Source organism: Dissulfuribacter thermophilus (genome assembly GCF_001687335.1).
Taxonomy (GTDB): domain Bacteria; phylum Desulfobacterota; class Dissulfuribacteria; order Dissulfuribacterales; family Dissulfuribacteraceae; genus Dissulfuribacter; species Dissulfuribacter thermophilus.
The window spans coordinates 254,980-277,698 of the sequence record NZ_MAGO01000001.1 but is presented as its reverse complement, the minus strand read 5'-3'; the positions used below and the strand labels follow the sequence as shown (position 1 = coordinate 277,698).

Below are 22,719 nucleotides of genomic sequence, written 5' to 3'. Positions count from 1 at the left end.
CTTAAAATGAATATCCTACTGAAAAGTTTACTATATGGGCCCCTCCCTCATAGGTACCCACCAGTCCAGGAGTAACTAACTGAGAAGGCTTACAATCCTCCATGACTAGATATGTATAGGCCCCATCAATCTGGATACCCTTAAGGTTATATCCAAAGCCAATACTGAATAGATGCCTGTCATTTGTTGGAAGGATTGCGTCACGGAAAGTATCTGAGATAGGAGAGCGGTCATAAACATATGATCCCCTTAATTTAAGGGCCTCATTTACTGTATACTCTGCTCCGAATCTCAAGGCATAGTCGTCGCTCCAATTCTTTGGTTTGGTAATAGTACCAGGCACACCTGTACCAGGCGCCTTTTCATAGTGAATAGCGAGTTCGTCATAGCTTGACCACCAGGTCCACAGATAATCAAATGTTAATAGCCAATTCTTAAAATAGGTGGTGCTTAGCCCTAGAGATAACGTGGCGGGTAGCCTTACCACAAGCCATGCGTCCGATGTTGGGAACAACTCTCTACCACCAAGGCTAACATTTTCACTGTATTTTGCCTTTCCCTCGATATCGAGACTCACTTCAGAACGAAACACTGCCCCGAACCTAAAGTGTTTGTGCGGGGTAAGCTGAAGGGCTAAAATATAGCCTGCGCTCGTATCTTCTCCGTCAAGCTCTGTCCTCACCTCTGGCGTGGTAATTGACACATCAGGTGCTACTGGCACAGTTCGAGAAGGAATAGCCTGGGTCAATTCAGCTGTTGTCTTTACAATCTGTGCACCAACCCCAAGAGAAATATATGGATTTACCCTGTAGGAGATAGAGGGAGTAAAAAAGACTGTCCTGAGTTCAGTCTTGACTGCAAAAAATCTTCCTGGCCAATCCCTATCCCACTCAGTAGTAAGACCATAAGGGGCATTTATTGAGAGGCCGAGCCCAATCTTGTCCCTTAGAGTTGTAGCGGCATAGAAATATGGGATTGGATATGCCATGTTCTTCATATCCGGATCATCTCCATTTGGAGTTCTTAACTCTGTGCTTGGCATAACCAATGCCATTCCAGCAAGAAGCCTGGTCTTTGAAAAAGAGGCGGTAGCAGCAGGATTGAACCAGGCCATCTCTGGGGTATCTGAAAGCGAGGTCATTGCAGCGCCAAGTCCTGTCCCTCGCGCAGATAACTCATTGAACAATTGGAAGCCTGCCCCATTGACCTCATTTGACGAAATAGGCAGGAACAAAAATACAACCGCAAGGGCAATCAAAAATCTTTGAGTCACAAAACGAAACATAATTCCCTCCCTAGCAATTTTTTTTCCTAACCCACTAAAAAATTCTTCGTCCTTTTTTATCAGTAGAGATCTAATATTACAACACTCATTTTTTAAATTTCCACTTTTAAATTTCCACATCTTAAGCCTATGTTAAGGCATACGTCGAGCGAGCTACCATTTATTTAGAATATATAATCAGCTTACCCCCTACACAGCTACACAGTCAGACGCGGAAATCTTTCTAGCCAAGGGGCAAAGAGGGGGGACAAACAACACAGTGTCCAGAAAACGGTTTAAAGGAATATTTATTAATATTTCAAGAAAAAGACATAAATAAAATAGAATAATATTAACGCCCCACCCTGGAATCTTGAAATTGGCGTCTTTTTTTGAACCAGTAAAAACAAAAGCCCCCCTGAGACCACCATTACTGGGAAATCTCTTATCAAGGCCAGCCTTGGTACTGGTATTGGAGTAAAAATTGATGTGACCGCCATTACAAAACAGAGATTTGCGAGATTGCTCCCGATTACGTTCCCCATTATTATATCTCCCTGCCCCCTCCTTGCTGCAGATACGGTTGCAGCTATCTCCGGCAGGGATGTGCCAACAGCAGTCAGTGTAAGTCCGATAAATAGCTCTGGAACCCCTAGCAGATATCCAATATTAAGGGCCCCCTTAAGAAATACCTTGGAACCCCCAAATAGGGCTATAAGCCCCCCTACCACTAAAAACACCTCTATTATAAAGGAATTTTTTAAGCCAGTAGACTTTTTGACCTCTTCAGATATTTCCTTTAAGGATTCGTCTTCTCCTTCTTTCGCCCTGTAGAGATAAAAAATATAACCCGAAAATGTTAATAGCCCTAAAAGCCCAAATAGTTCTGTCAACACCCCACGATAAGCCAAGGCCCACGCAACCAAACTAACCCCTAATAAAACTGGTAGCTCACGCCTTACAAGGCTTGAATGGGGTGAAAAAGGACGCAACATTGCCCCAATTCCCACGATCAATAGGGCATTTGCTATATTACTGCCCAAGACATTACCCAAGGCTACATCCGAGACCCCCTTTAATGCCGCAGAAAGGCTGACCCCTAACTCAGGGGCGGATGTACCAAAGGCGACCACAGTAAGTCCGGCGACAAGAGGGCTGACCCCAAGACGCCTAGATAACCGTAGGCTACCCTCTACAAGCCCCTCTGCCCCAACAGTAAGGAGCACGATTCCAAATGTCACCAAAAAGGCTGGAAAAATAAATTGCATCATGAAAAGATTATTCCCTTAGAGATGTTTTGGTCAGTCTATAAGTCGTGCAATCTCTTGTCTAACAACTCTCACGAGTTCATCCTTGGCATCTCTTCCCTGGAAGAGAGTAGTATCTATTGGTCTCCCAATAGATACTTGCACTTCCCCAGGCCTTACCCACAGACTCCCTTTAGGGAGGATTTTATGAGTTCCCTTGATCCCAATTGGTACAATGGGGACACCGGACTTTAACGCCACCAGCAAAGCCCCGGTCTTAAATGGAAGGAGTTTTCCATCTGGGCTGCGTGTTCCCTCAGGGAATACCACAACACTCGTCCCAGATTTAATACGCCTAACTGCCGCTCTCAGGCTCTTTACAGCCTTTTTCCCACCAGTCCTATCTATGGGGACATAACCAGCCCTTTTCATAGCCAGACCAAAGAGTGGAATCTTAAAGAGTTCCTTCTTCACTACAAACCTAAACTGGATTGGAATTGCCAGATACAATGCAGGTATATCAAATTGGCTCTGATGGTTAGAGGCAAACACCACAGGGGTTCCATGCGGGATGTGTTCCTGCCCTCTTACGTCAATCTTTGATCGTGCAGCCTTAAAAATGATCTTCGACCAAAGTCTTCCGAGATTATGGAGAACATCTGGCCCTTTTGAAGAAAAAAAAGAGATTAAAAGGCCAATAGTTGCAAGTATTATGTATGTAGTAATTCCTACAATTGGAGTGATTATGCCTACCATACCTAGAGAAATGACAAAACTCCCAGACAATTTCAAGAGAAATCTGGACAAAAAGCAATCCAAACACCAATATATACTTAAGATTCTATAGGGTCTTACATCCTACAATTCAGGGCATAAAAAATAGGGGGCTTCCAAAGCCCCCTATTTCTAATTTTATCCTATCATATGGGATCTCTTATTAGTACATGTCAGGCATGCCTGCACCCGGTGCTGCTGCAGCCTTATCCTCCTTCTTCGGGGCCTCAGCTACCATGGCCTCAGTGGTGAGAAGGAGTCCGGCAACACTTGCTGCATTCTGAAGGGCACAACGAGAAACCTTTGTTGGATCAATGATACCAGCAGCTATAAGATCTTCAAATTCGCCTTTTGCGGCATTAAATCCGATGTTACCGCTCTCACTCTTTACCCTTTCTACAATGATGGAGCCTTCAAAGCCAGCATTATTGGCGATCTGGCGGAGTGGCTCCTCAACAGCACGCCTAATGAGATTGATTCCATGCTGCTCGTCCTGATCGTCGATCTCAATGTCATCAAGGGCCTTCAAGCACCTGAGGTATGCAGTACCGCCACCAGGTACTATTCCTTCTTCGACAGCAGCCCTTGTAGCATTGAGGGCATCCTCGACCCTTGCCTTCTTCTCTTTCATCTCGGTCTCAGTTGCAGCACCAACATTGATCACTGCAACACCGCCGATGAGTTTGGCAAGACGCTCCTGGAGTTTTTCTCTGTCATAGTCAGAAGTGGTCTCATCGATCTGAGCCCTGATCTGACGTACCCTGCCCTCGATCTTCTCCTTGGAGCCAGCACCATCGACAATGGTAGTAGTTTCCTTATCCACCACTACCCTCTTGGCGCGACCGAGGTCAGTTAGGGATACGTTTTCAAGCTTAATGCCCAGATCTTCTGCAATCATCTGGCCACCTGTGAGGATTGCAATATCCTCAAGCATGGCCTTTCTACGATCACCAAATCCTGGAGCCTTGACAGCACAGCACTGTAAGGTTCCCCTCAATTTATTGACAACTAATGTGGCCAATGCCTCACCCTCTACATCCTCAGCAATGATGAGGAGTGGTTTGCCCATCTTTGCGATCTGCTCAAGCAGTGGCAACAGATCCTTCATGTTGCTGATTTTTTTCTCATGGATGAGGATGTAGGGATCCTCTAAAACGGCCTCCATCTTCTCTGGATCGGTTACAAAGTATGGAGAAAGGTAACCACGATCAAACTGCATACCCTCTACAACGTCGAGGGATGTCTCCATTCCCTTTGCCTCTTCAACTGTGATGACGCCTTCTTTTCCGACTTTATCCATTGCATCTGCAATGATATTTCCAATAGTGGCGTCATTGTTGGCTGAAATTGTACCAACCTGAGCGATTTCTTTCTGATCCTTGGTGGGCTTTGAAATCTTCTTTAATTCCGCGACAATTGCATCGACTGCCTTGTCAATCCCGCGCTTTAGGGCCATGGGATTGATTCCAGCGGCAACAAGCTTGGAACCTTCATTGTATATTGCCTGGGCAAGTATAGTTGCGGTGGTTGTACCATCACCTGCAACATCACTGGTCTTGGAGGCAACCTCCTTGACCATCTGGGCACCCATATTCTCAAACTTGTCCTCAAGCTCAATCTCTTTGGCTACAGTGACTCCGTCCTTGGTAATAACAGGAGAACCAAAGGACTTTTCAATGATTACGTTCCTCCCCTTAGGACCAAGAGTAACCTTTACTGCATTGGCCAGGGCATTAACACCCCTCAGGATGGATTCCCTTGCCTTAACATCATATTTTATTTCTTTTGCAGCCATGTTCTAAACCTCCACTATTTTATTTTTTTGTTTCTCTTCAACGGGAAATTGCCTTACTCTTCAATAACACCAAGGATGTCGTCTTCCCTCATAATGAGGTACTCTTCACCCTCAATCTTGATATCTGTACCGGCATACTTACCAAAGAGAACCCTATCCCCGACCTTTACTTCAAGGGGACGAACTTCACCATTTTCCAGTACCTTGCCGTTTCCTACGGCAATTACTTTACCCTCAATGGGTTTTTCCTTTGCAGTGTCTGGAATAATGATACCGCCTTTGGTCTTCTCTTCTTCTTCAAGCCTTTGGACAAGAATCCTGTCATGTAATGGACGGATCTTCATAGCCTTCAGTCTCCTCCTAAATTATTTTTTAACCCTCTTATGAGGGGCAAAAATGTTTTTTAAACTTGGATGTCAAGATGAAAAGGTGGCCACCTTTATTAGCACCCGTTATGGTCGAGTGCTAATATAAGCACGATAATTTTGTATGCAACCCCCTTTTTTTAATTTTTTCGTCTCCCAGTTTTGACCCGAGCAAAAATCTTTAACCACCTATTATCTATGAAAAAAATTGAAAAAAGACCTAATTTTAAATTCAATGGGATTTCAATCTTTGTAGGCCGCCGGACAATTTTTAATAAAAAATTTTAATAGCCCTAATAAAGGCGATTCCCTCTAGATAATCATACAACAAATAGAATATGGAAAACCCCAAAAATTTCAGATGTAATCCTATAGAGGACAGACTAGACAGTTTCTCTTAAAAAATATACAGCCAACATAGTTGCTCCAAGGCTTATGCATGAGTCTGCCACATTAAAAGCCGGCCAATGCCAGCTACCTACGTAGAAATCCAAAAAATCCACCACATATCCAAATCTCACCCTGTCTATAAAATTCCCAAGGGCACCGCCGAATACCAGCGATAATCCCCAAAGGAATAAACCGCTTCTAGTTCGCATGGTTTTATAAAGGTATATCATGCCACATAGGGCCATTACAGTTATGGCCTGAAAAAATATGTTCCGCCATTTTTCTGTACCGCTCAAAATACCAAAGGCAGCGCCTGTATTTGTGATATAGGTTAAATTAAAGAAACCGTCTAAAATAACTTTACTTTCAAAAAGATTAAAATTTTTTACTATGTACCACTTCGTAACTTGATCCAAGGCCACTACCCCTAGAACCACCAGGAGAAATGGGGTCTTGGTTATTGTTTTCATCTGATTCATCCCTACTCTCTCCAATCTTGCGCAAAAGCTGTGAATCCTTTGGCAGAAGCCTAATGGCCATACGCTTATGGTAGGATGCTGCATCAAGCTGTCCTTTCCAGCGATAAAACTGATAAAAATAATAGTGCGCTTCTCCCTCTTGATGCAGGGCAGCAAGGCTCCGACCAAGATCAAAGGCAATCCTTGGATCTTCATCCAAGGCATAATAGACATCTTTTATAGACTTTAATGCCTCTTTTGGCCTAGAAACTGCCAACAAAGATTTTCCAAGGTATAACCTTGCAGTAAGGTCTTTGGAATTCGATTTCAAATAGTTGTTCAATACATCAATAGCTTGGCCATAGTCACCTTTCAAATAATAGGCTACACCTAGGTCCTTTTTGTACTCTAATCGTTTTGGATGCCCTTTTATCAAGGCATTTAATTCATTAATAGCATTGTTGAACTCTCTGGCCTCCAAATAGGCCAGACAAAGTCCGTACTGAAGGTATTCGTCCCCAGGGCTGTCCTTGAGGGCTGTCTTGTAACGACCAATCAGCAAATAGGGATCCTTTGTAAATACGCTTATACGCACCTGAACCCTTCTAAGTTCTCGGCTGGCTCTGTGGAACTTAACATGGCAATTAGATGTCTTTATAAGATCTTCAAGGTATGTAATCCTTTCTGCAGTTCCTGGATGCGTAGATAAGTAACTTGGTATGGCATCTGTACCGAGCCAACGCATGCGCTGCATCTTTTGAAGTACGGTAACAAGGCCCATGGGGTTGTAACCAGCCTTGCAAAGCCACTGAAATGCCCTTCTGTCAGCCTCCTCTTCGTCTTCTCTACTATATTTTAGACCTATTGAGGCATTTAAAGCGCTTGTGGTGGCGAGGATGGCGGACCCTGCCTTTCCCTTTCCCAGAAATACACCAGCAAGTATGGCGGCAACACTGGCAATATTTAAGCGTTTTAAACGTTCAATCCTTCGGGCTATATGCCTCCCTTCCACATGGCCAATTTCATGGGCAAGTACACATATGAACTCATCATCTGAATCAACAACTTCTAATAGTCCACTATGGACAAATACAAAGCCTCCAGGTATAGCAAAGGCATTTACTCCTTCATCTTTAATCACGAAGAAACGATATTGATACAGTGGGTCAGGTATTAATTTGAGGATTTTCTCTCCTGCGCTTTGAACGTATTGGACGACCTCTTGATCGTCTACGAATTCCACCTGAGTCCGAATCTCTTCAAGGAGCCTCCTGCCTAGCTCTTTTTCCTTTTCAATACTCATCATGGCAAAAGAGCCTGCAGGAAGGAATGCCACCAAAAAGAAAATAAAGAAGACACAAAGTTTGCGAGACAAAGAATTAATAAAAGCCATTTTTATCTATTATTGATGATAATCGAATAGTTGTTAGTTGGAAATAACTGAAGGATTTCCAATAGTTGATCCTGAAATACTTGGACCATACCCAAAGAGATAGACCAATCTATTTGCCTAAATCTTAAAAAGAATCTCTGCACTTCAATTATACTACAACAATAAAATGGCTACTTAAATATATTTTTCAATTTATCTTTTACCCTATGATCCAAATAATAGAGGATTGGCACTACCATTCTTGAAAAAAGGGTGGCAGCCACCTCCCCTGCCATCAGCGAAATAGCGAGGCCTTGAAAAATTGGATCAAAGAGTATCACAAAAGAGCCCACTACAACTGCCGACGACGTGAGTAGCATTGGTCTAAAACGTATAGTACCAGCATCTATTACTGCCTCTCCAAGGGGCATCCCCTCTTTTAGACGTAACTCGATAAAATCCACCAGGATAATGGAGTTCCTAACGACAATACCTGCTCCTGCAATAAATCCAATCATTGAAGTAGCTGTGAAAAAGGCATTCATCATTGCATGGGCAGGGATAATACCTATCAAAGAGAGAGGGATTGGCGAAAGTATAACCAGTGGAACAGAATAGGATCTGAACCACCCTACTACCAGTATAAAGATTATTATCACAACCACAGCAAATGCCGCGCCCATATCCCTGAAGACCTCATAGGTAATGTGCCATTCCCCGTCCCATTTCATGGCCCATTCCTTAGTAGAAGAGGGTTGGCTGATATAAAGCAGTTCAAGACGGGTCTTTGACGGGGTCTCAATCTTATCAAGGAGCTTATTGGCCTTCAAAATCGCATACACTGGGCTTTCCTCAGCACCTGCAACGTCTCCTGTTACATAGACCACTGGTTGGAGATTTTTGTGATATATCGGGTGGTCTATGACCGACTCTTTCACCCCTACTAATTCTCTTAGGCTTACTGCCTTGCCCGTGACTGAACGTACCTTAAGAGAGAGGACCTCCTCTAAGCTTGAGCGATCTTGTCTTGGAACCCTTACTATGAGCGGAACATCTTCTTTTGAGTCTTCATCATGAAACAGTCCAACAACCTTACCAAATACTGCTGTTTCAAGTATCTCTCTAACCCGCATTGGGTTTACCCCTGAAAGAAGGGCCTTTTCTCTGTCGATTACAAGTCTCATCTCCTTTTGTGGATCGGTCATGTACCAATCTACATCAACGATCCCGTCAACTGACTCAAACACCTCCTTCACCTTCTTAGCAAGCCGTATCTGCTCCTCATAATCAGGCCCATATATCTCAGCCACAAGGGTCTGTAGTACTGGAGGGCCTGGCGGAATCTCTGTAACCTTGATATTTGCACCATATTTTTTTGCTACTGCCTCAAGTTTGGGCCTTATAGCTTTGGCAATGTCGTGGCTCTGGAGTTCCCTCATGTGTTTTGGTACAAGATTTACCTGTATATCACAGACGTTGCTCCCTTCTCTCATATAATAATGGCGTACTAGGCCATTAAAATTGAAGGGGGCAGACGTTCCCACGTAAATCTCGTAATCCGTAACATAGGACTCTTGTGAAAGAACGGCTCCAAGGGCCTCTGCTGCACGATAGGTCTCCTCCAAAGGTGTTCCCTCAGGCATATCAACTATCACCTGAAATTCACTCTTGTTATCAAAGGGAAGCATTTTGACTTTAACAATCTTTGTGGCAATTAATGCACATGAAAGTACAAAGAGAATGGCCATGCCAAACAAAAAACTATAGCGCCAGACCCGATTGTAAATAAGGTGGCCCATTGTCCACCTATAAAGCCTTGAGAACCACCCTTCCTTTTCCTCTTCATGGCGGGCGCCCTTACCCAGAATGTGGTATGCAGTCCAGGGTGTAATCACAAAGGAGACCACCATTGAAAGGAACATGGCCACAGACGCACCAACAGGCATGGGACGCATGTATGGTCCCATGAGCCCCCTTACAAAGGCCAAGGGAAGAATTGCAAAGATAACTGTGAACGTTGCAAGGATTAACGGGCTACCGACCTCAACTACAGCATCTACTATAATATCTTTGAAGCGCCTTCCCTTGTTTTCAGGGAGTCTTAGGTGCCTGACAATATTTTCAACCCCAACAATGGGGTCGTCCACTAGAATTCCGATACAGAAAATAAGAGCAAACAGTGTAACCCTGTTAAGGGTATATCCATAAAAATAGTAAACAAATAGAGTAAGGGCCAAGGTCACAGGTATGGCCACAAGCACCACAAGGCTTGCCCTGACGCCAAGTAGCACTGCCATTAATACAGCAACTGAAATTGTTGCAATGGCAAGGTGTTCTAAGAGCTCATTGGATTTTTCCTTTGCCGTCTCTCCATAATCTCTAGTCACTACCACATGGACATCTTCAGGGAGGATATGCCCCCGCAGGCTTTCCACCTTATCTATGACCTTTCGAGCTATCAGTGTGGCATTGCGCCCTTTTCTTTTGGCAACAGCTAGAGTTACGGCGGGTCTGAGTTCTCCTGGAGCCAGTTCTAATCCTTTTTCCCTTGCTGCCAGACCTGCACCAACAAAACAATAAGACCTCGGCTCTTCCGGACCATCTTTTATCTCAGCAATCTCTCCCAGATAAACAGGACGACCATCAACTACCTTTATTACGACCTTTTTTACCTCATCTAAATTCTTAAAAAAGTTAGTTAGTCTCAGATTGAATTCATAATTTCCCTCAGTATACGCCCCAACCAAAGAGGCCTGATTTTGCCCCTTTATTGCCTCTACAACGTCTTTTGGATCTAAATTAAGGGATGAAAGTTTTGACGGATCAAGGATTATGCGAACTTGGCGTCTTAGCCCGCCTTTAATAAAAGTCTCGCTTACACCCTCTATGGCCCGAATTTCATCATCCAAAGTTGCAACTATTGAACGCAGGGTCACTGCATCGTAACCATCGCCCCAAAATGTCAGGGTAACAATGGGCACGTCGTCTATTGAACGAGGCTTTAAAAGGGGCTTACTGCATCCAGGAGGAATCCAGTCAAAGTGTGAATAAAGTTTATCATAGACCTTGACTAGGCTCTTTTCTACCTCCTCTCCCACATAAAACCGAACCACCGTAAGGGCCTTGCCAGGCATAGCAGTGGAGTACACATACTCCACCCCTGGAATCTCCCAAATGAGCTTCTCCATTGGGTTGATGACTCGCTCTTCCACCTCTTTCGGAGAGGCCCCTGGCATGGATACCATCACATCTATCATTGGTACTACGATTTGGGGCTCTTCTTCACTAGGGGTAAGAAGGATTGCAAAGACCCCCATGAAAAGACTGGCTATTATCACCAGGGGAGTGAGCTTAGAATCCACAAAAGTCGACGTTACCCATCTCAAAAAGGAGGGTCTGTGAAGACTATTCAAGGCTCATTCCCTCCCTTACTTCAAAGAGATTTGAAACGATGATCTTTGCACCAGGGACTATGCCACTGGAGATCAACGCCACCTGTTCAAATTGGTTTCCACTGGGCTCAAGCTCCTCTGACCATGGGAATAGCCCTTTTGACCCTCTTAGATACAGTTCCCCTACAGTAACGACACGCCAATGTATTTGCCCATCTTTGTCTACTACATAAACGCCTTTTATACCGCCTCTTTTGACAACTGCCTCAAGTGGCACAATCAGCCCCTTTTTCTCTCCTGTTCTTATCCAAATCTTGCCATACATGCCGCTCTTTAAATTATTGCCTGGTAAATCTAATTTGACCTTAAAGGTATGGGTATGGACGTCTACCTTTGGTATCACACGGCTAATCCTTAAGACTTTAAGCCCAGCAGCCTGTTCAATGCTTAAAAAAACCTCATCTCCTTCGCGAACTTTGTTTAGAAGCGACTCATTAAGTGAGGCAACAAACCAAAATCCTTCTTCCTTGGAATCAATATCAAAAAGGTGGGCACCTGGACCTACAAAACTTCCTGGATCTACGGTTCTCTTCGTCACCCAACCTGAAACAGGACTTTTTATTACAAGGTAGCGAAGTTCATTATTCAGGGCCTTAATCTCCTCATCGACTGCCTTTATACGTGCATCAAAGGCACTCAACCTGTTTTTTACAGCAAGATAATCTGCCTTTGCCCTATCAAATTCATCTTTTGTGGCAGCCTCTTCATTGAATAACCGTTTAAAACGATCGTAGTGCCTTGGCATAGGAATAATCGGATTCAAGTGCGGCCTTATCCTTTTGAAGCGCCTTCTTTTGCTCAACAAGCCCATTAATCTTGGAGCGTATCTCGGTATCATCTAGCCTTACAAGAAGATCCCCTTTTTCTACAAAATCTCCTTCCTCTACACCAACCACCTTGACATAGGCTGGAATCTTGGCAGATAGATTCACCCTGACCTTGGGCTCCACAACCCCAGAAAAACTTGAATAAACAGGAAGCGCCACATCTTCTAATAAGATTGTGTCTGCCTTGACCTTTTTAGGGGCAAGAGGCACCCTTTTGGCCTCCTCTTTTTGTGAACAAGAGATCAAACCTAAAGATAAAAAAAGCCCCAGCGTATATATGACGATATTTTTCATCCAGTCCTCCTTACCTATGACTCAGCACTGTTCCGGAAAAGAGTCTAAGCTTTAAATACGATAGCCTTGTCCTATACTTGGCCTCAGCAAGCCTGAGCTCTGACTTCTTCAGGGCATCCTCAGCGCCAAGGACCTCAACCATAAGCGCAAACCCCTGAGCATATCGACTCCTCAAAATCCTCAGTGCCTCTTGGGCACGTTCCACTTCAGCCTGAGCTGCAACTACAGCCTCAGTTGAGGCCAAAAACTCATAATAGGCCCCTCTCACCTCAAATTCTGTATGCATCACAGCCTTATCCCTCTGGGCCTCTGCCCTCAAAAGATCTGCACTTGCCTCAAGCAACCTCCCCCTGTCACTTAAGCCATTAAAGATATTGAAGGAAGCCTTTGCCATTATGGACCATGATTCGCCACTGCTGGCCAATGGGTCCTCGCCGTGGAATTCGTAATTGCCCTGTAGATTAATAGAAGGAAGGAAGTTTAACTTTGCGCCCCTTTTGTGAATTGCCGCCACATCCACCATCTTTTTTGAAATGAGTATTTCAGGCCTCCTACCCTTGGCCTTTTTTAGCCAAGTCTCCAACTCAGGGACATCCGATATTTGGTCTAACATCCTATTATCGAGCTCCCATTGGATGGACTGAGGTTGGGCCATTATTCTATTTAGGTCAGCCATTGCCACCTTCTCATTGCTCTTTGCCAGCGCCAAATCCTGTTTTAGGCGCATGAGCCTTGCCTCTGAAGACAAAACATCAGATTTTAGCGCCTTTCCCGAGCGATAGCGTTTTTTTGCAATCTCAAGCCCTTCTTTCGCTGTTCCAATGGCCTTTTCTAACACAACTCTTTTTTGGGTTGCTAAGATCGCTAGAAGGTATGCTCTTTCCGTCTCAAAAGCCACACGTTCTTGTATGGCCCTCTTTTTTTCTCTAATGATCTCTTCTGCTTTTTTGGCCAGCTCGTTTCCAATAATTTCCTTTCCTCTATTAAATATTGGCTGAGTCAAAATGAGTTTCATTGCCCAGTCTGATCTGGGGGCTGGGTCATTGAGTCTATCGATCCTAAAGTCTTCTTGGCCAAAGAGCTCCTGATCCAATTTCTCCATGAATACCAATACTGGGTTATTAGTCCTCAAAAAATCCTCTTCTATGTCAATTTTAGGAAAAAATGCGCTCCTTGCCTGAATCCTCTTGGCCTGAGCCCCCTCAAGTTCAGCCAAAACTGCCTTGACCTCTGGATTGTCCTCTAGAGAATGCCTCAATGCCGCTTCGAGACTAAGCCTGTCTCCACAGTGGCCAACATCCGGCCATATTAGCCCAATAAAAGAAAGAAAATAAAAAAATATGAAACAGCACAAAATTATTTTTCTCATTTTTAAATCCTGTCAAAAATATCAAGCAATATGTTCAAGAGCTATCGCATTAAGGACTCCAAACAGCAGTTAAAAAGAATTAAATTTTTGTAATCCTATCCTGATTTTCCTTAATTATGGATAATCATACAAGATCGTTTTTTGGTCAAGCTTTAAAAAAGGCCCTTAAATCCCAAAAAAAACCAGAAAAAGTTATTTTTTTTGAAAGTACCTCAAGCCCTTAATTTTCTCTAATATTCATTTTTTTTCTTTTATTTTCGCTTTTTCCCTTTTCCATGTTTTTTGTTCCACTTGCGATTGCGCCTTTTCGTCTTTTCCTCAAAAAATGGCGGGTCTATAGGTGTGAAATCAAGCAAAAACGAGCCTGGAAGGTCTTTCCCTTTTTTATCCTCCTTTGCATCCTCTCTTTTTTTATCTTTTTTATAGTCTCTTTTGGGTTCCTTTTTTGAATCATTCGAAGGTTCAGGGAGCCTCAACCATTTTGGCAATAGGTAAGAACATGCAAAAAGACCGTCACCCAAGCTCCTGAAAAAGACCCCCTTGTCTTGGGCCTCCTTGGCATCTACTTCTACAACGTAATATTTTCCAGTAACGCGTCTAATGATTCTCTCTGCCATGGCCTCAGAGGTACAAAGAATTAGGCCCTTTCCCCTTTCACTCTCCTTAAGCCCACAACGTCTCACATGCTCCAGAGCCCTTTGCCTAAAACCAATGAAAAGTTGGTCAGGTGGATACAATGCCTGTGAAATCTCATCAAAAGAAAAATCATGTTTGGTGGTGCGCACTTTCCCCTGGGAAAATTCTACTCCTTCAGGCCGATAAAGCTCGAAAAACTGTATTAGCCTCTGTTCTGTAATGCCCTTTACTCCTTCTTCATGTAGGACCTTTTGAAGCTCCTTAACTGACAGCCATCCATCTCTGTCGAGGACGACTCCAAACTGCCAAGGCTGCTTTCCAAGGATTGTCCGAATTAACTTTAGGAGATGCCGTTTTTCTTTATCTAGTGTCATTAGACTAAAAGATTTTGAATAAGACCTATAGACTCAAGTACTTCATAATAAACTGGTGAAGATCTATTAATTTTATCTAACTCTTTACGGAGGATCAAACCCATATGATTTTCCGACAAGTTGAGAATCTTTTTAAGTTGTACCCTCTTTGCCTCTTGATATTTTAATGCCTTTAAATCTTTTTTTGAAGCAAAATCCATCAATTCATTCACCAAAACAGATAAATATATAGGATTTCTCCTGTTTAGAATCTGCACACTTCGAGCTTTTTTCTTCACCTCTAAAATATCCGCAAGTCGCCTGGGTAAATTCCATTTTTTCATAAGATAAAAGGTGAATTCATCAAAGGTAATACCAAATACTGCCCTTGAGGCTGCGTACCAGCTCCTTTTCTCCTCTAATAGCCTCAAGTATTCTTGGTATGAGTCCTCCATAGAGTATGAAAGGATGACCTCTCCAAGATTTTTAAAGAGACTACAGTAGAAAACCTCCTCTGGGTCATGATCAGTGTATTTTGCAAACGCCTCTCCAAGATGTGCAGAAAACACCTGTCGGGCGCAAAGTATTAGCCAGTTAGGGATGTCTTTTGAAGAGCCCTTTAGCGCATTAACTTTTGCCCGGGGCATATCCAATACAATCCTGGCCACTACGTCCATGCCCAGGAGTACTATTGCATGTAGTATAGACATCACAGGGACCTTATCCACAGAATAAAAGGCAGAATTTATAGCCTTTAAAAGATTTAAGGTCATTCCGAAATCTGACTTTACAGCACGCTGGATCTCATTGGCATCACTTGAAAGCGAGCCACACAGTACCAACACTGTCCTGACTGTAGAGGGGAGGGCAGGGAAGGATTGGACAGGTGCTACAGAAAGTACTTTTTTCCGCTTTTTTAAGAAATTTACAGTTTCATCGTTATTATTGGTTGCAGATTGAATAGACATTTCACACAAAGTTTTCCCCTTTCTTATATCGGCAAGTTGGGCTATGTATATTAACAATATGGAGAAGAAAAACTTTACCTTTATTCCAGTAGTATCTGAAGAATTTATCAAGGCAGAACGCCAGAAGGCAAAGGCCTTGAAAAAGACGAGATGGTGGAGAAAAAAGGTCTCTTCAGGCAAGTGCTACTATTGCGGACGGGTATTTCCGCCCTCTGAACTTACTATAGACCATGTAGTCCCCATAATTCGAGGAGGCAGATCAGAAAAAAATAACCTCGTCCCAGCCTGCAAAGAGTGCAATGCAAAGAAAAAACACCAACTGGGTTTTGAATTCCAATTTAAAATGGATGGAGGGGGAGATTAACAATGTGTGGAATAGTTGGATACATAGGTACAAGACGGTGCATTCCTGTGTTAATGGAGGGCCTAAAAAGGCTTGAGTACAGAGGATATGACAGCGCAGGAATTGCATGGCTTGAAGATGACGAGATCTCCCTAGTCAAGGCAAAGGGAAAGTTACTGGCCCTCGACAGAAAACTCGATGGCGTAAGAGACACAAAGAGTTTTGTCGGGCTTGGTCACACCCGATGGGCAACACACGGAGAACCAAGCGAAGACAATGCCCATCCTCATATGGACTGTAAAAGGCAGCTTGTAGTTGTCCACAATGGAATCATAGAGAATTATTATTCACTCAAAAAACAGCTTGAAAAAGAAGGACACAATTTTTTATCAGATACAGACACAGAGGTCCTTGCCCACCTCATTGAGAAATATCTGAATGGCGACATCCTCGCTGCTGTAAAAAGGGCACTCCAAGATGTTGAAGGGGCTTACGCCCTAGGAGTGCTATGGAAGGGGCAGCCAGACACAATAGTTGCAGCGAGGAAACAAAGCCCTCTCGTCCTGGGTATAACAGAAGATGAAGCCTTTATGGCATCAGACATCCCAGCATTACTACCCTACACCAATAATCTCATATTTATCGATGATTATGAGGTGGCTGTCCTCAAAAAAGGGGATCTCCTCATCTATGATCTTAGAGAAGACAAAATAGTTGACAAGACTCCCCAGGAAATCAAGTGGGATGCTTCAATGGCAGAAAAGGCCGGCTATAAGCACTTCATGCTAAAGGAGATCTACGAACAACCCCAAGCTATTTTGAACACCCTTAGGGGTAGGGTCCTGCCTGAAGAAGGCGAAGTCATCTTCGAAGAGTCTGGGATCACCCAGGATCTAATAAAAAAGACCAAAATGGTAAACCTTGTTGCATGTGGGACATCCTGGCATGCAGGACTTGTGGCAAAGTATTGGATAGAAAAATGGGTTAGGATTCCTGTTCAAGTGGATCTTGCATCTGAATTCAGATATAGAGATCTTTTAGTCGATGACAGCTGGCTCACTATCCCAATATCCCAATCTGGGGAGACAGCAGACACCCTTGCAGGGCTGAGGATTGCAAAGGACCATGGGAGCACCGTTATTTCCATATGCAATGTAGTTGGAAGTACCATTACAAGGGAATCGGACGGAACAATATACACCCATGCAGGCCCTGAGATAGGAGTGGCCTCAACAAAGGCGTTTACTAGCCAGCTTGCAGCCCTTTATCTTTTGGGGCTTTTTATGGCAAAGGCTAGGGGGACTCTCGACCAAAAAGCCATAAAAGAGAAAATTGATGTAATGCTTGAAGTCCCTGGACTAATAGAAGAGGAACTAAAGGCATGGCACAATCGGGCTAAAGATCTTTCTTGTGAATTTTCGCAGTACCCAAATTTTCTTTATCTTGGCAGAGGTCTCCATTTCCCCGTAGCCCTTGAAGGCGCTCTCAAATTAAAAGAAATATCCTATATTCATGCAGAGGGCTATGCTGCCGGAGAGATGAAACATGGTCCCATTGCACTCATAGACAAAAACATGCCTGTGGTATGCCTTGCTCCACAAGACCATGTCTATGAAAAACTCCTCAGCAATATAGAAGAAGTCCGATCCAGACGCGGCATAGTTATAAGTTTAGGGGAAAAAGGGGATGAAAAACTCAAAAAACTATCCAAGGAATTAATTGAGGTCCCGAAGGTTGATGACAGGGACGTTAATCCATTTTTGTATACAATCCCCTTACAATTACTTGCGTACGAAATCGCTGTTCAAAGGGGTTGCGACGTTGACCAACCCAGAAATCTCGCTAAAAGCGTTACAGTAGAATAGGAGGCAGAACACAATGTTTGACTACAAAAAGGTATTGGTTACAGGAGCTGCTGGATTTATTGGATATCACTTATCTAAAAGGCTCTTAGAAAAGGGAAAAGAAGTGGTGGGGATAGACAACTTGAACCCTTATTATGATCCATCCATCAAAGAAGCTAGATTAAAATTGTTGCAGCAAAATAGTGGCTTCAAGTTTTACAAGATGGACATGAAAGAAAGAGAGGCCATGCACGAGCTCTTTAAGAATGAGGGATTTGACTGCGTGGTTAACCTTGCAGCCCAGGCCGGTGTTAGACACAGTCTAAAAGACCCTCATTCATACGTGGATACGAACCTAATGGGTTTTTTAAATATCTTAGAGGGGTGCAGACATTTTGATGTAAAGCACCTGGTATTTGCAAGTTCAAGCTCTGTTTACGGTGCAAATACCAAAATGCCCTTTTCAGTTCACCACAATGTAGATCATCCGGTATCTCTTTATGCCGCCACAAAAAAATCAAACGAGCTTATGGCCCATTGTTATAGCCACCTTTACGGCATTCCAGCGACTGGACTCAGATTTTTCACTGTCTATGGCCCATGGGGAAGACCTGACATGGCTCTGTTTCTCTTCACAAAGGCTATCTTGGAAGACCGTCCCATAGATGTCTTTAACCACGGCAATATGCAAAGGGATTTTACCTATATAGACGACATAGTAGAAGGGGTGGTTAGGGTAATGGCAAAAATCCCTGAACCCAATCCTACATGGAGTGGTGATAACCCTGATCCTGGATCAAGTTATTGCCCATACAAGATCTACAACATTGGCAATAACGAACCTGTATCTCTCATGAGGTTCATTGAAATAATAGAAGACGCCATTGGGAAAAAGGCCAAAAAGAATCTTCTCCCCATGCAGCCAGGGGATGTCCCAGCTACTTATGCAGACATCGAAGACCTAAAACGTGATGTTGGCTTTGAACCTAAAACCACACTTGAAGAGGGAATTCCTAAGTTTGTGAGTTGGTACAGAGAATATTTTAAGTGTTGATTGGCCATTACTACCTATTGAGCTTTCAACTATCTAAATTGCTCAGAAATTCGCTAAAAATTATACTTTTGACCGAGGACTGCAATTATTTTATCAAAAAATTAGCAGGTGAGATCAGGGCCTTTTCAGGTGTCTCACCTGCTAAAACTTTTTTAATTAGAAAATTTGAAAAGTGTAATGTTTTTATGGGGTAAGACTACAAGTCACGGACTCATTATAAGTTCCTGAACAGTATGCAGAATAGGTTGTTCCACTTATTGTCGCTGTTGCGTTTACACCTAAACCATTACAAGCTGTCCCACCAGTTTTGGCTTTAAGTGTAACAGCCTCTCCTGAGGGGAGATTATAGGAAGTGGAACATGACTGTAATCCCATAAGAGTCGCATTGTCTGCACTGCTATCACCCTGACAGTAAGATGCCTGTTCCATTGCGCAAGCCCTAGCAATATCGATCAAATTTTTTGCCTTAGCCCTTTTTCTGTAAGAATTATACTGCGGCAGTGCGATAGCCGCCAAAATTCCAATAATTGCAATGACTATCATCAATTCCACAAGGGTAAAACCCTTCTGAGAATCTTGATCTGTGTGCCTTGGGTAAAAACTTTTCCATCATCATAATTACACCTCCTATAATTTATTATTTGTCATTAAATGATTTAGTGACGACCGCCAAAGAAAGTGTCGTTTACCTTTTACCAAATATATTCCTCCTTTCATTTTATTCACGTTACTAGATAGAAAGCAACAGTTATGCCAAATCAAACACGATTAATTTCGAGACCATTCCCATTCAATACCCACATGGACAACGTTTTTTTTGACAAATTGAGCCCTAAGATGACATTTTTTGATCAAATGCTGACAATTTTTGTCAAACTAACAAATTACGCACACTCTGCTTGTGGGATGCATCATGGGGCTAAAATTAGAGTTCCATCAGAACCTTTTGAAACATGAATAGTATCCAAAAAAGTCATCCCCAAAAGCCCAGGGCCAGACCAGGTATCAGAAAAACCAGCCCACACATTGCGCTTCAGTAGCCATCCTCCCAGCTCTATATCCACCATACAAAACACGGCACTTACCTGACCTCCAACACCAGTAACTGAACCAGGCACACACCGACTGGTATCACTCAAATCCACTCCCATATTTTGGGCATCGGCTGAACTTAACAATACCGTAGATGCTCCAGTATCCACTATGAACTGTATGGGATAGCCATTCACCTTGCCATCTACTAAATAACAATTGCAATCTTTATTGAGGGGTATCACTACCTCTTGACGAATTGCTGAAAATTTTTGTGGTATTGACCAGTTAGAGTCTCCTACTATCCTATACTGCCAGGTGCCTTCAATGTATCCGGACCCTTCAATAGTTTCGATTGTATAAAGGTATTCTACTAGACCAAATAAATTGCTTGGTTCTTGAAAATATATCTCATAACCACCTTGAGGCCTATCCAGATATTGCACACTAAGATGGATGGTCGTATCTGGCATGAGCCACCTGCCTTCCAACGATCCATTGCCCTCTGTAAGGACCAAAGGATACGCTGTCCCGTCTTCTTTTATGTACGAGTAGTTCTTTCCATTAAATTCTTCGGTGACAACCCAAGTACCTGTTATTGGCGAAATATGGACCACTTCATAAAGGAGCTCTTTCCAGAGTCTCCAATTTTTAATATTCTTTGGATCTCCTACTAGAGCGCGCACAATCAAGTCACCCTCTAGCCCCTTAAGTTTTAATCCTTCACCAATATTTACGGGGATATAGCCTTTAACATTGCTCAAAGAGGAATTGGCATCGGCTGATGGCAAATTAAAAGATTGATATGGCATGGGGGGAAATGTGTCATCTAAACTATAAGGTACCATCACTGGGACATTTTGAATGTCTGGGGCAAAAAATAGATCTCCGGCCTCATCTGTGAGATGCCCCCTATCACTAAAGAGGTCATACCTTGCCTCATTATTTGAATCAACACGATATGCAAGCACCTGATCAGGCAGAAGTCTTGTATGTTCCAGTAATACATAAAGGGCTCCACGAATATTTTTTGAAACCGGAATATATATTGGTAGTGAAAGCGATTGAGAGGTTGAAAGGTTTTCTTCCTTTACAATTCTGAGACTATTCACATACACCTTTACAGGGATAGTCCTTTCTTCAATAATCCCTGTTCCACCCAAGGCTTCGGTTTTTACGAGGTTACTGGAAATGGTTATATTTCCTTCATAGCTAGTAGAGGTTCCCCCTAAATAAGCCATCTGGTCAAAAGGCAATTTGGAAATATCCACTGTTACCTGAAGACTGCCTCCCTGTCCCTGGCCACTCACGATTCGACTGTCGAGGCCTTGGAATTCGATCCAATCTGTACTCGAAACAGCAGTCCAACATAAAGTCGTAGTGGTTCCATTTCCTGAAAATAACTGGCCATCAATATTCAGGGTAACGGGGGTAGGATCCTTGGAATCTTCAATACTTATGTAAAAAACGATCTCACTAGGGGACACAAAAAGAAGGCCATTTTCTGTGCTGCAAGTCACACCATAGGCCTTTAAGAATGGGATAAACAAAGATGTTATAAGGGTAAGAATAACGAAACTTAATTTAGAAATGCCCGCATTCCTCATTTCTCTTATGACCCCCATTCTTCAGGAAGCTCTCCTGTTTTTTCCTCTAATGTCTCTGGAACCTTTGGTATAACCTTTAGCTCCTCTTCAAAACTGGGTGTTTTCTTGAAAGAGTAAGTGAAGTGTTCTTTAGAAGCTTCTCTTGTAAGACTTTCTAAAACCTTCGCGAGACCCTGGACAAGACTCTTGGCTGCCTCTTCAACAGCTAGATCAACCTGTGTTCTAACACTAGTATCTGACCAGACACTTTTGGGCTGGACCATTTTTTCTACCCTGTTGGCCCACAGCACTTTTCCTGTATGGACATCCTGAAGGGCCAAGGTCACCTGGACCACTGCTTCCGGCACCTTCCCTCCATTGTAGGCAAGATAGGCAGCGCCTGCTCCGGCAGCCCCCCAAAATGCGGCGTTAAGTCCATGGGAACCATCGAATCCACCGCTTTCACTTACTACAGAGTCTCCAAGCCTTGGATGCCCATCATTCAGAATACTAGTCTTTTTGGATGGAGCATTAAAGGGATGATTGGCTGACGATCCAAATACCGCCCCCAAAAGGCCTCCCACACTAACATCATGCCACAGATCATAAGTGTCTGATCTTGCAACTCCAAACACAGTTGCTGAACTCAGATCAAAAAAGAAGGGGAGAATTCCCCTTTGCAATGGATTGAGGTTACGGTCATCTCTAATCTCGTATTCTACAATCCGCCCTCTGAGGACATAATCCACCCCAAGCCTTTGGCCAATTGCCATGAGAGTACCTGGATCAAGACCAATTTTTTTAGTTTTTATTGTGTTCCAGCGAGAACTCCCTCTATTAGATGCAAGGATCTTCTGCACTTCCATACGCATTTCATCGGACCAGCCAGAAGACAGCTCACGTTGAATAAATCTCTGGGATGATCCTACCTCTGGCGTCTCTATTATTTTTATTACTCCAATATCAGAAAGGCACTGGATTACATCTTCTTGTAGAGCAGGATAGATCCCCAATCGTGTGAGTTCATAGCTGATAGCGGTTTCGAGCTTTATCTGCCTTCTAGCAGCATCATCTATGGAATAGCCATTGGTATAATCTGCTAAAGGAAGGATCGCTATACTAATCCCACTTGTATCTGAAGAAACAGGAGGTGTTAAGGGAGATACTGTCTCTATGACCTTTGATCCGCATCCGGAGATCAGAAAAACACAAAAGATTAAGACTGAAAGAAACAGATTTTGCTTCTTCATTAAAGGCCTCCAACCGAATTATATAACTTATCTTTTCAGTTTATCG

19 protein-coding genes are annotated in these 22,719 nt (G+C 43.2%); 3 read left to right on the top strand and 16 right to left on the bottom strand.

Going from position 1 to position 22,719, the window contains the following annotated elements:
- Position 1: 1 nt before the first annotated feature.
- The 13 genes from DBT_RS01170 to DBT_RS01110 form a co-directional block, all read right to left on the bottom strand.
- Entirely contained in the window at positions 2-1,285 is a 1,284-nt protein-coding gene (locus DBT_RS01170; protein ID WP_161939882.1) for an OmpP1/FadL family transporter, read from the bottom strand.
- 290 nt (positions 1,286-1,575) lie between these two features.
- A complete protein-coding gene (locus DBT_RS01165; RefSeq protein WP_067615612.1) occupies positions 1,576-2,535 on the bottom strand; it encodes a calcium/sodium antiporter in 960 nt (319 codons plus the stop codon).
- A gap of 30 nt (positions 2,536-2,565) precedes the next feature.
- Complete coding sequence (locus DBT_RS01160; RefSeq protein WP_067615611.1) at positions 2,566-3,267, bottom strand: lysophospholipid acyltransferase family protein; 702 nt, start codon at positions 3,265-3,267, stop codon at positions 2,566-2,568.
- A gap of 181 nt (positions 3,268-3,448) precedes the next feature.
- A complete protein-coding gene (groL, locus tag DBT_RS01155; protein WP_067615609.1) occupies positions 3,449-5,080 on the bottom strand; it encodes a chaperonin GroEL in 1,632 nt (543 codons plus the stop codon).
- A 53-nt stretch (positions 5,081-5,133) separates the two neighbouring features.
- Positions 5,134-5,424: a co-chaperone GroES gene (groES, locus tag DBT_RS01150; RefSeq protein ID WP_067615608.1), complete on the bottom strand. Its 291-nt coding sequence runs from the start codon at positions 5,422-5,424 to the stop codon at positions 5,134-5,136.
- Positions 5,425-5,828: 404 nt separating this feature from the next.
- Positions 5,829-6,257 carry a signal peptidase II gene (gene lspA, locus DBT_RS01145; RefSeq protein ID WP_244155280.1) on the bottom strand — a complete coding sequence of 143 codons (429 nt, stop codon included), beginning with the start codon at positions 6,255-6,257 and terminating at the stop codon, positions 5,829-5,831.
- Positions 6,211-7,668 carry a M48 family metallopeptidase gene (locus DBT_RS01140; protein ID WP_161939881.1) on the bottom strand — a complete coding sequence of 486 codons (1,458 nt, stop codon included), beginning with the start codon at positions 7,666-7,668 and terminating at the stop codon, positions 6,211-6,213. Before DBT_RS01140 ends, lspA begins: the two co-directional genes overlap by 47 nt.
- A 188-nt stretch (positions 7,669-7,856) precedes the next feature.
- The gene (locus DBT_RS01135) at positions 7,857-11,078 is read right to left on the bottom strand and encodes an efflux RND transporter permease subunit (protein WP_067615603.1); all 3,222 of its coding nucleotides are present in this window, start codon (positions 11,076-11,078) and stop codon (positions 7,857-7,859) included.
- Positions 11,071-11,880: an efflux RND transporter periplasmic adaptor subunit gene (locus DBT_RS01130; protein WP_161939880.1), complete on the bottom strand. Its 810-nt coding sequence runs from the start codon at positions 11,878-11,880 to the stop codon at positions 11,071-11,073. Before DBT_RS01130 ends, DBT_RS01135 begins: the two co-directional genes overlap by 8 nt.
- Entirely contained in the window at positions 11,837-12,238 is a 402-nt protein-coding gene (locus DBT_RS01125; RefSeq protein ID WP_067615600.1) for an efflux RND transporter periplasmic adaptor subunit, read from the bottom strand. Before DBT_RS01125 ends, DBT_RS01130 begins: the two co-directional genes overlap by 44 nt.
- 10 nt (positions 12,239-12,248) lie before the next feature.
- On the bottom strand, positions 12,249-13,607 hold the full coding sequence (locus tag DBT_RS01120; RefSeq protein WP_067615598.1) for a TolC family protein: 1,359 nt from the start codon (positions 13,605-13,607) through the stop codon (positions 12,249-12,251).
- A 251-nt stretch (positions 13,608-13,858) separates the two neighbouring features.
- The gene (locus DBT_RS01115; protein WP_067615597.1) at positions 13,859-14,617 is read right to left on the bottom strand and encodes an RNA 2'-phosphotransferase family protein; all 759 of its coding nucleotides are present in this window, start codon (positions 14,615-14,617) and stop codon (positions 13,859-13,861) included.
- Complete coding sequence (locus DBT_RS01110; RefSeq protein WP_067615595.1) at positions 14,617-15,564, bottom strand: HDOD domain-containing protein; 948 nt, start codon at positions 15,562-15,564, stop codon at positions 14,617-14,619. Before DBT_RS01110 ends, DBT_RS01115 begins: the two co-directional genes overlap by 1 nt.
- A 58-nt stretch (positions 15,565-15,622) precedes the next feature.
- Between DBT_RS01110 and DBT_RS01105 the strand changes: the two genes are divergently transcribed.
- Genes DBT_RS01105 through DBT_RS01095 form a run of 3 tightly spaced genes read left to right on the top strand, consistent with a single transcriptional unit; the run spans position 15,623 to position 18,805 of the window.
- A complete protein-coding gene (locus DBT_RS01105; RefSeq protein ID WP_067615593.1) occupies positions 15,623-15,928 on the top strand; it encodes an HNH endonuclease in 306 nt (101 codons plus the stop codon).
- Between the two features lie 2 nt (positions 15,929-15,930).
- Entirely contained in the window at positions 15,931-17,772 is a 1,842-nt protein-coding gene (gene glmS / locus DBT_RS01100; protein ID WP_067615591.1) for a glutamine--fructose-6-phosphate transaminase (isomerizing), read from the top strand.
- Positions 17,773-17,785: 13 nt separating this feature from the next.
- On the top strand, positions 17,786-18,805 hold the full coding sequence (locus tag DBT_RS01095) for an NAD-dependent epimerase (protein ID WP_067615589.1): 1,020 nt from the start codon (positions 17,786-17,788) through the stop codon (positions 18,803-18,805).
- 183 nt (positions 18,806-18,988) lie between these two features.
- Here the strand turns inward: DBT_RS01095 and DBT_RS12610 are convergent, their stop codons facing one another.
- The 3 genes from DBT_RS12610 to DBT_RS01080 form a co-directional block, all read right to left on the bottom strand.
- On the bottom strand, positions 18,989-19,348 hold the full coding sequence (locus DBT_RS12610; protein ID WP_067615587.1) for a hypothetical protein: 360 nt from the start codon (positions 19,346-19,348) through the stop codon (positions 18,989-18,991).
- A gap of 368 nt (positions 19,349-19,716) precedes the next feature.
- Positions 19,717-21,462 carry a retropepsin-like aspartic protease family protein gene (locus tag DBT_RS01085; RefSeq protein ID WP_067615585.1) on the bottom strand — a complete coding sequence of 582 codons (1,746 nt, stop codon included), beginning with the start codon at positions 21,460-21,462 and terminating at the stop codon, positions 19,717-19,719.
- On the bottom strand, positions 21,450-22,673 hold the full coding sequence (locus tag DBT_RS01080) for a hypothetical protein (RefSeq protein ID WP_067615583.1): 1,224 nt from the start codon (positions 22,671-22,673) through the stop codon (positions 21,450-21,452). The genes DBT_RS01085 and DBT_RS01080 overlap by 13 nt, the downstream gene beginning before the upstream one ends.
- Between the last annotated feature and the right edge of the window lie 46 nt (positions 22,674-22,719).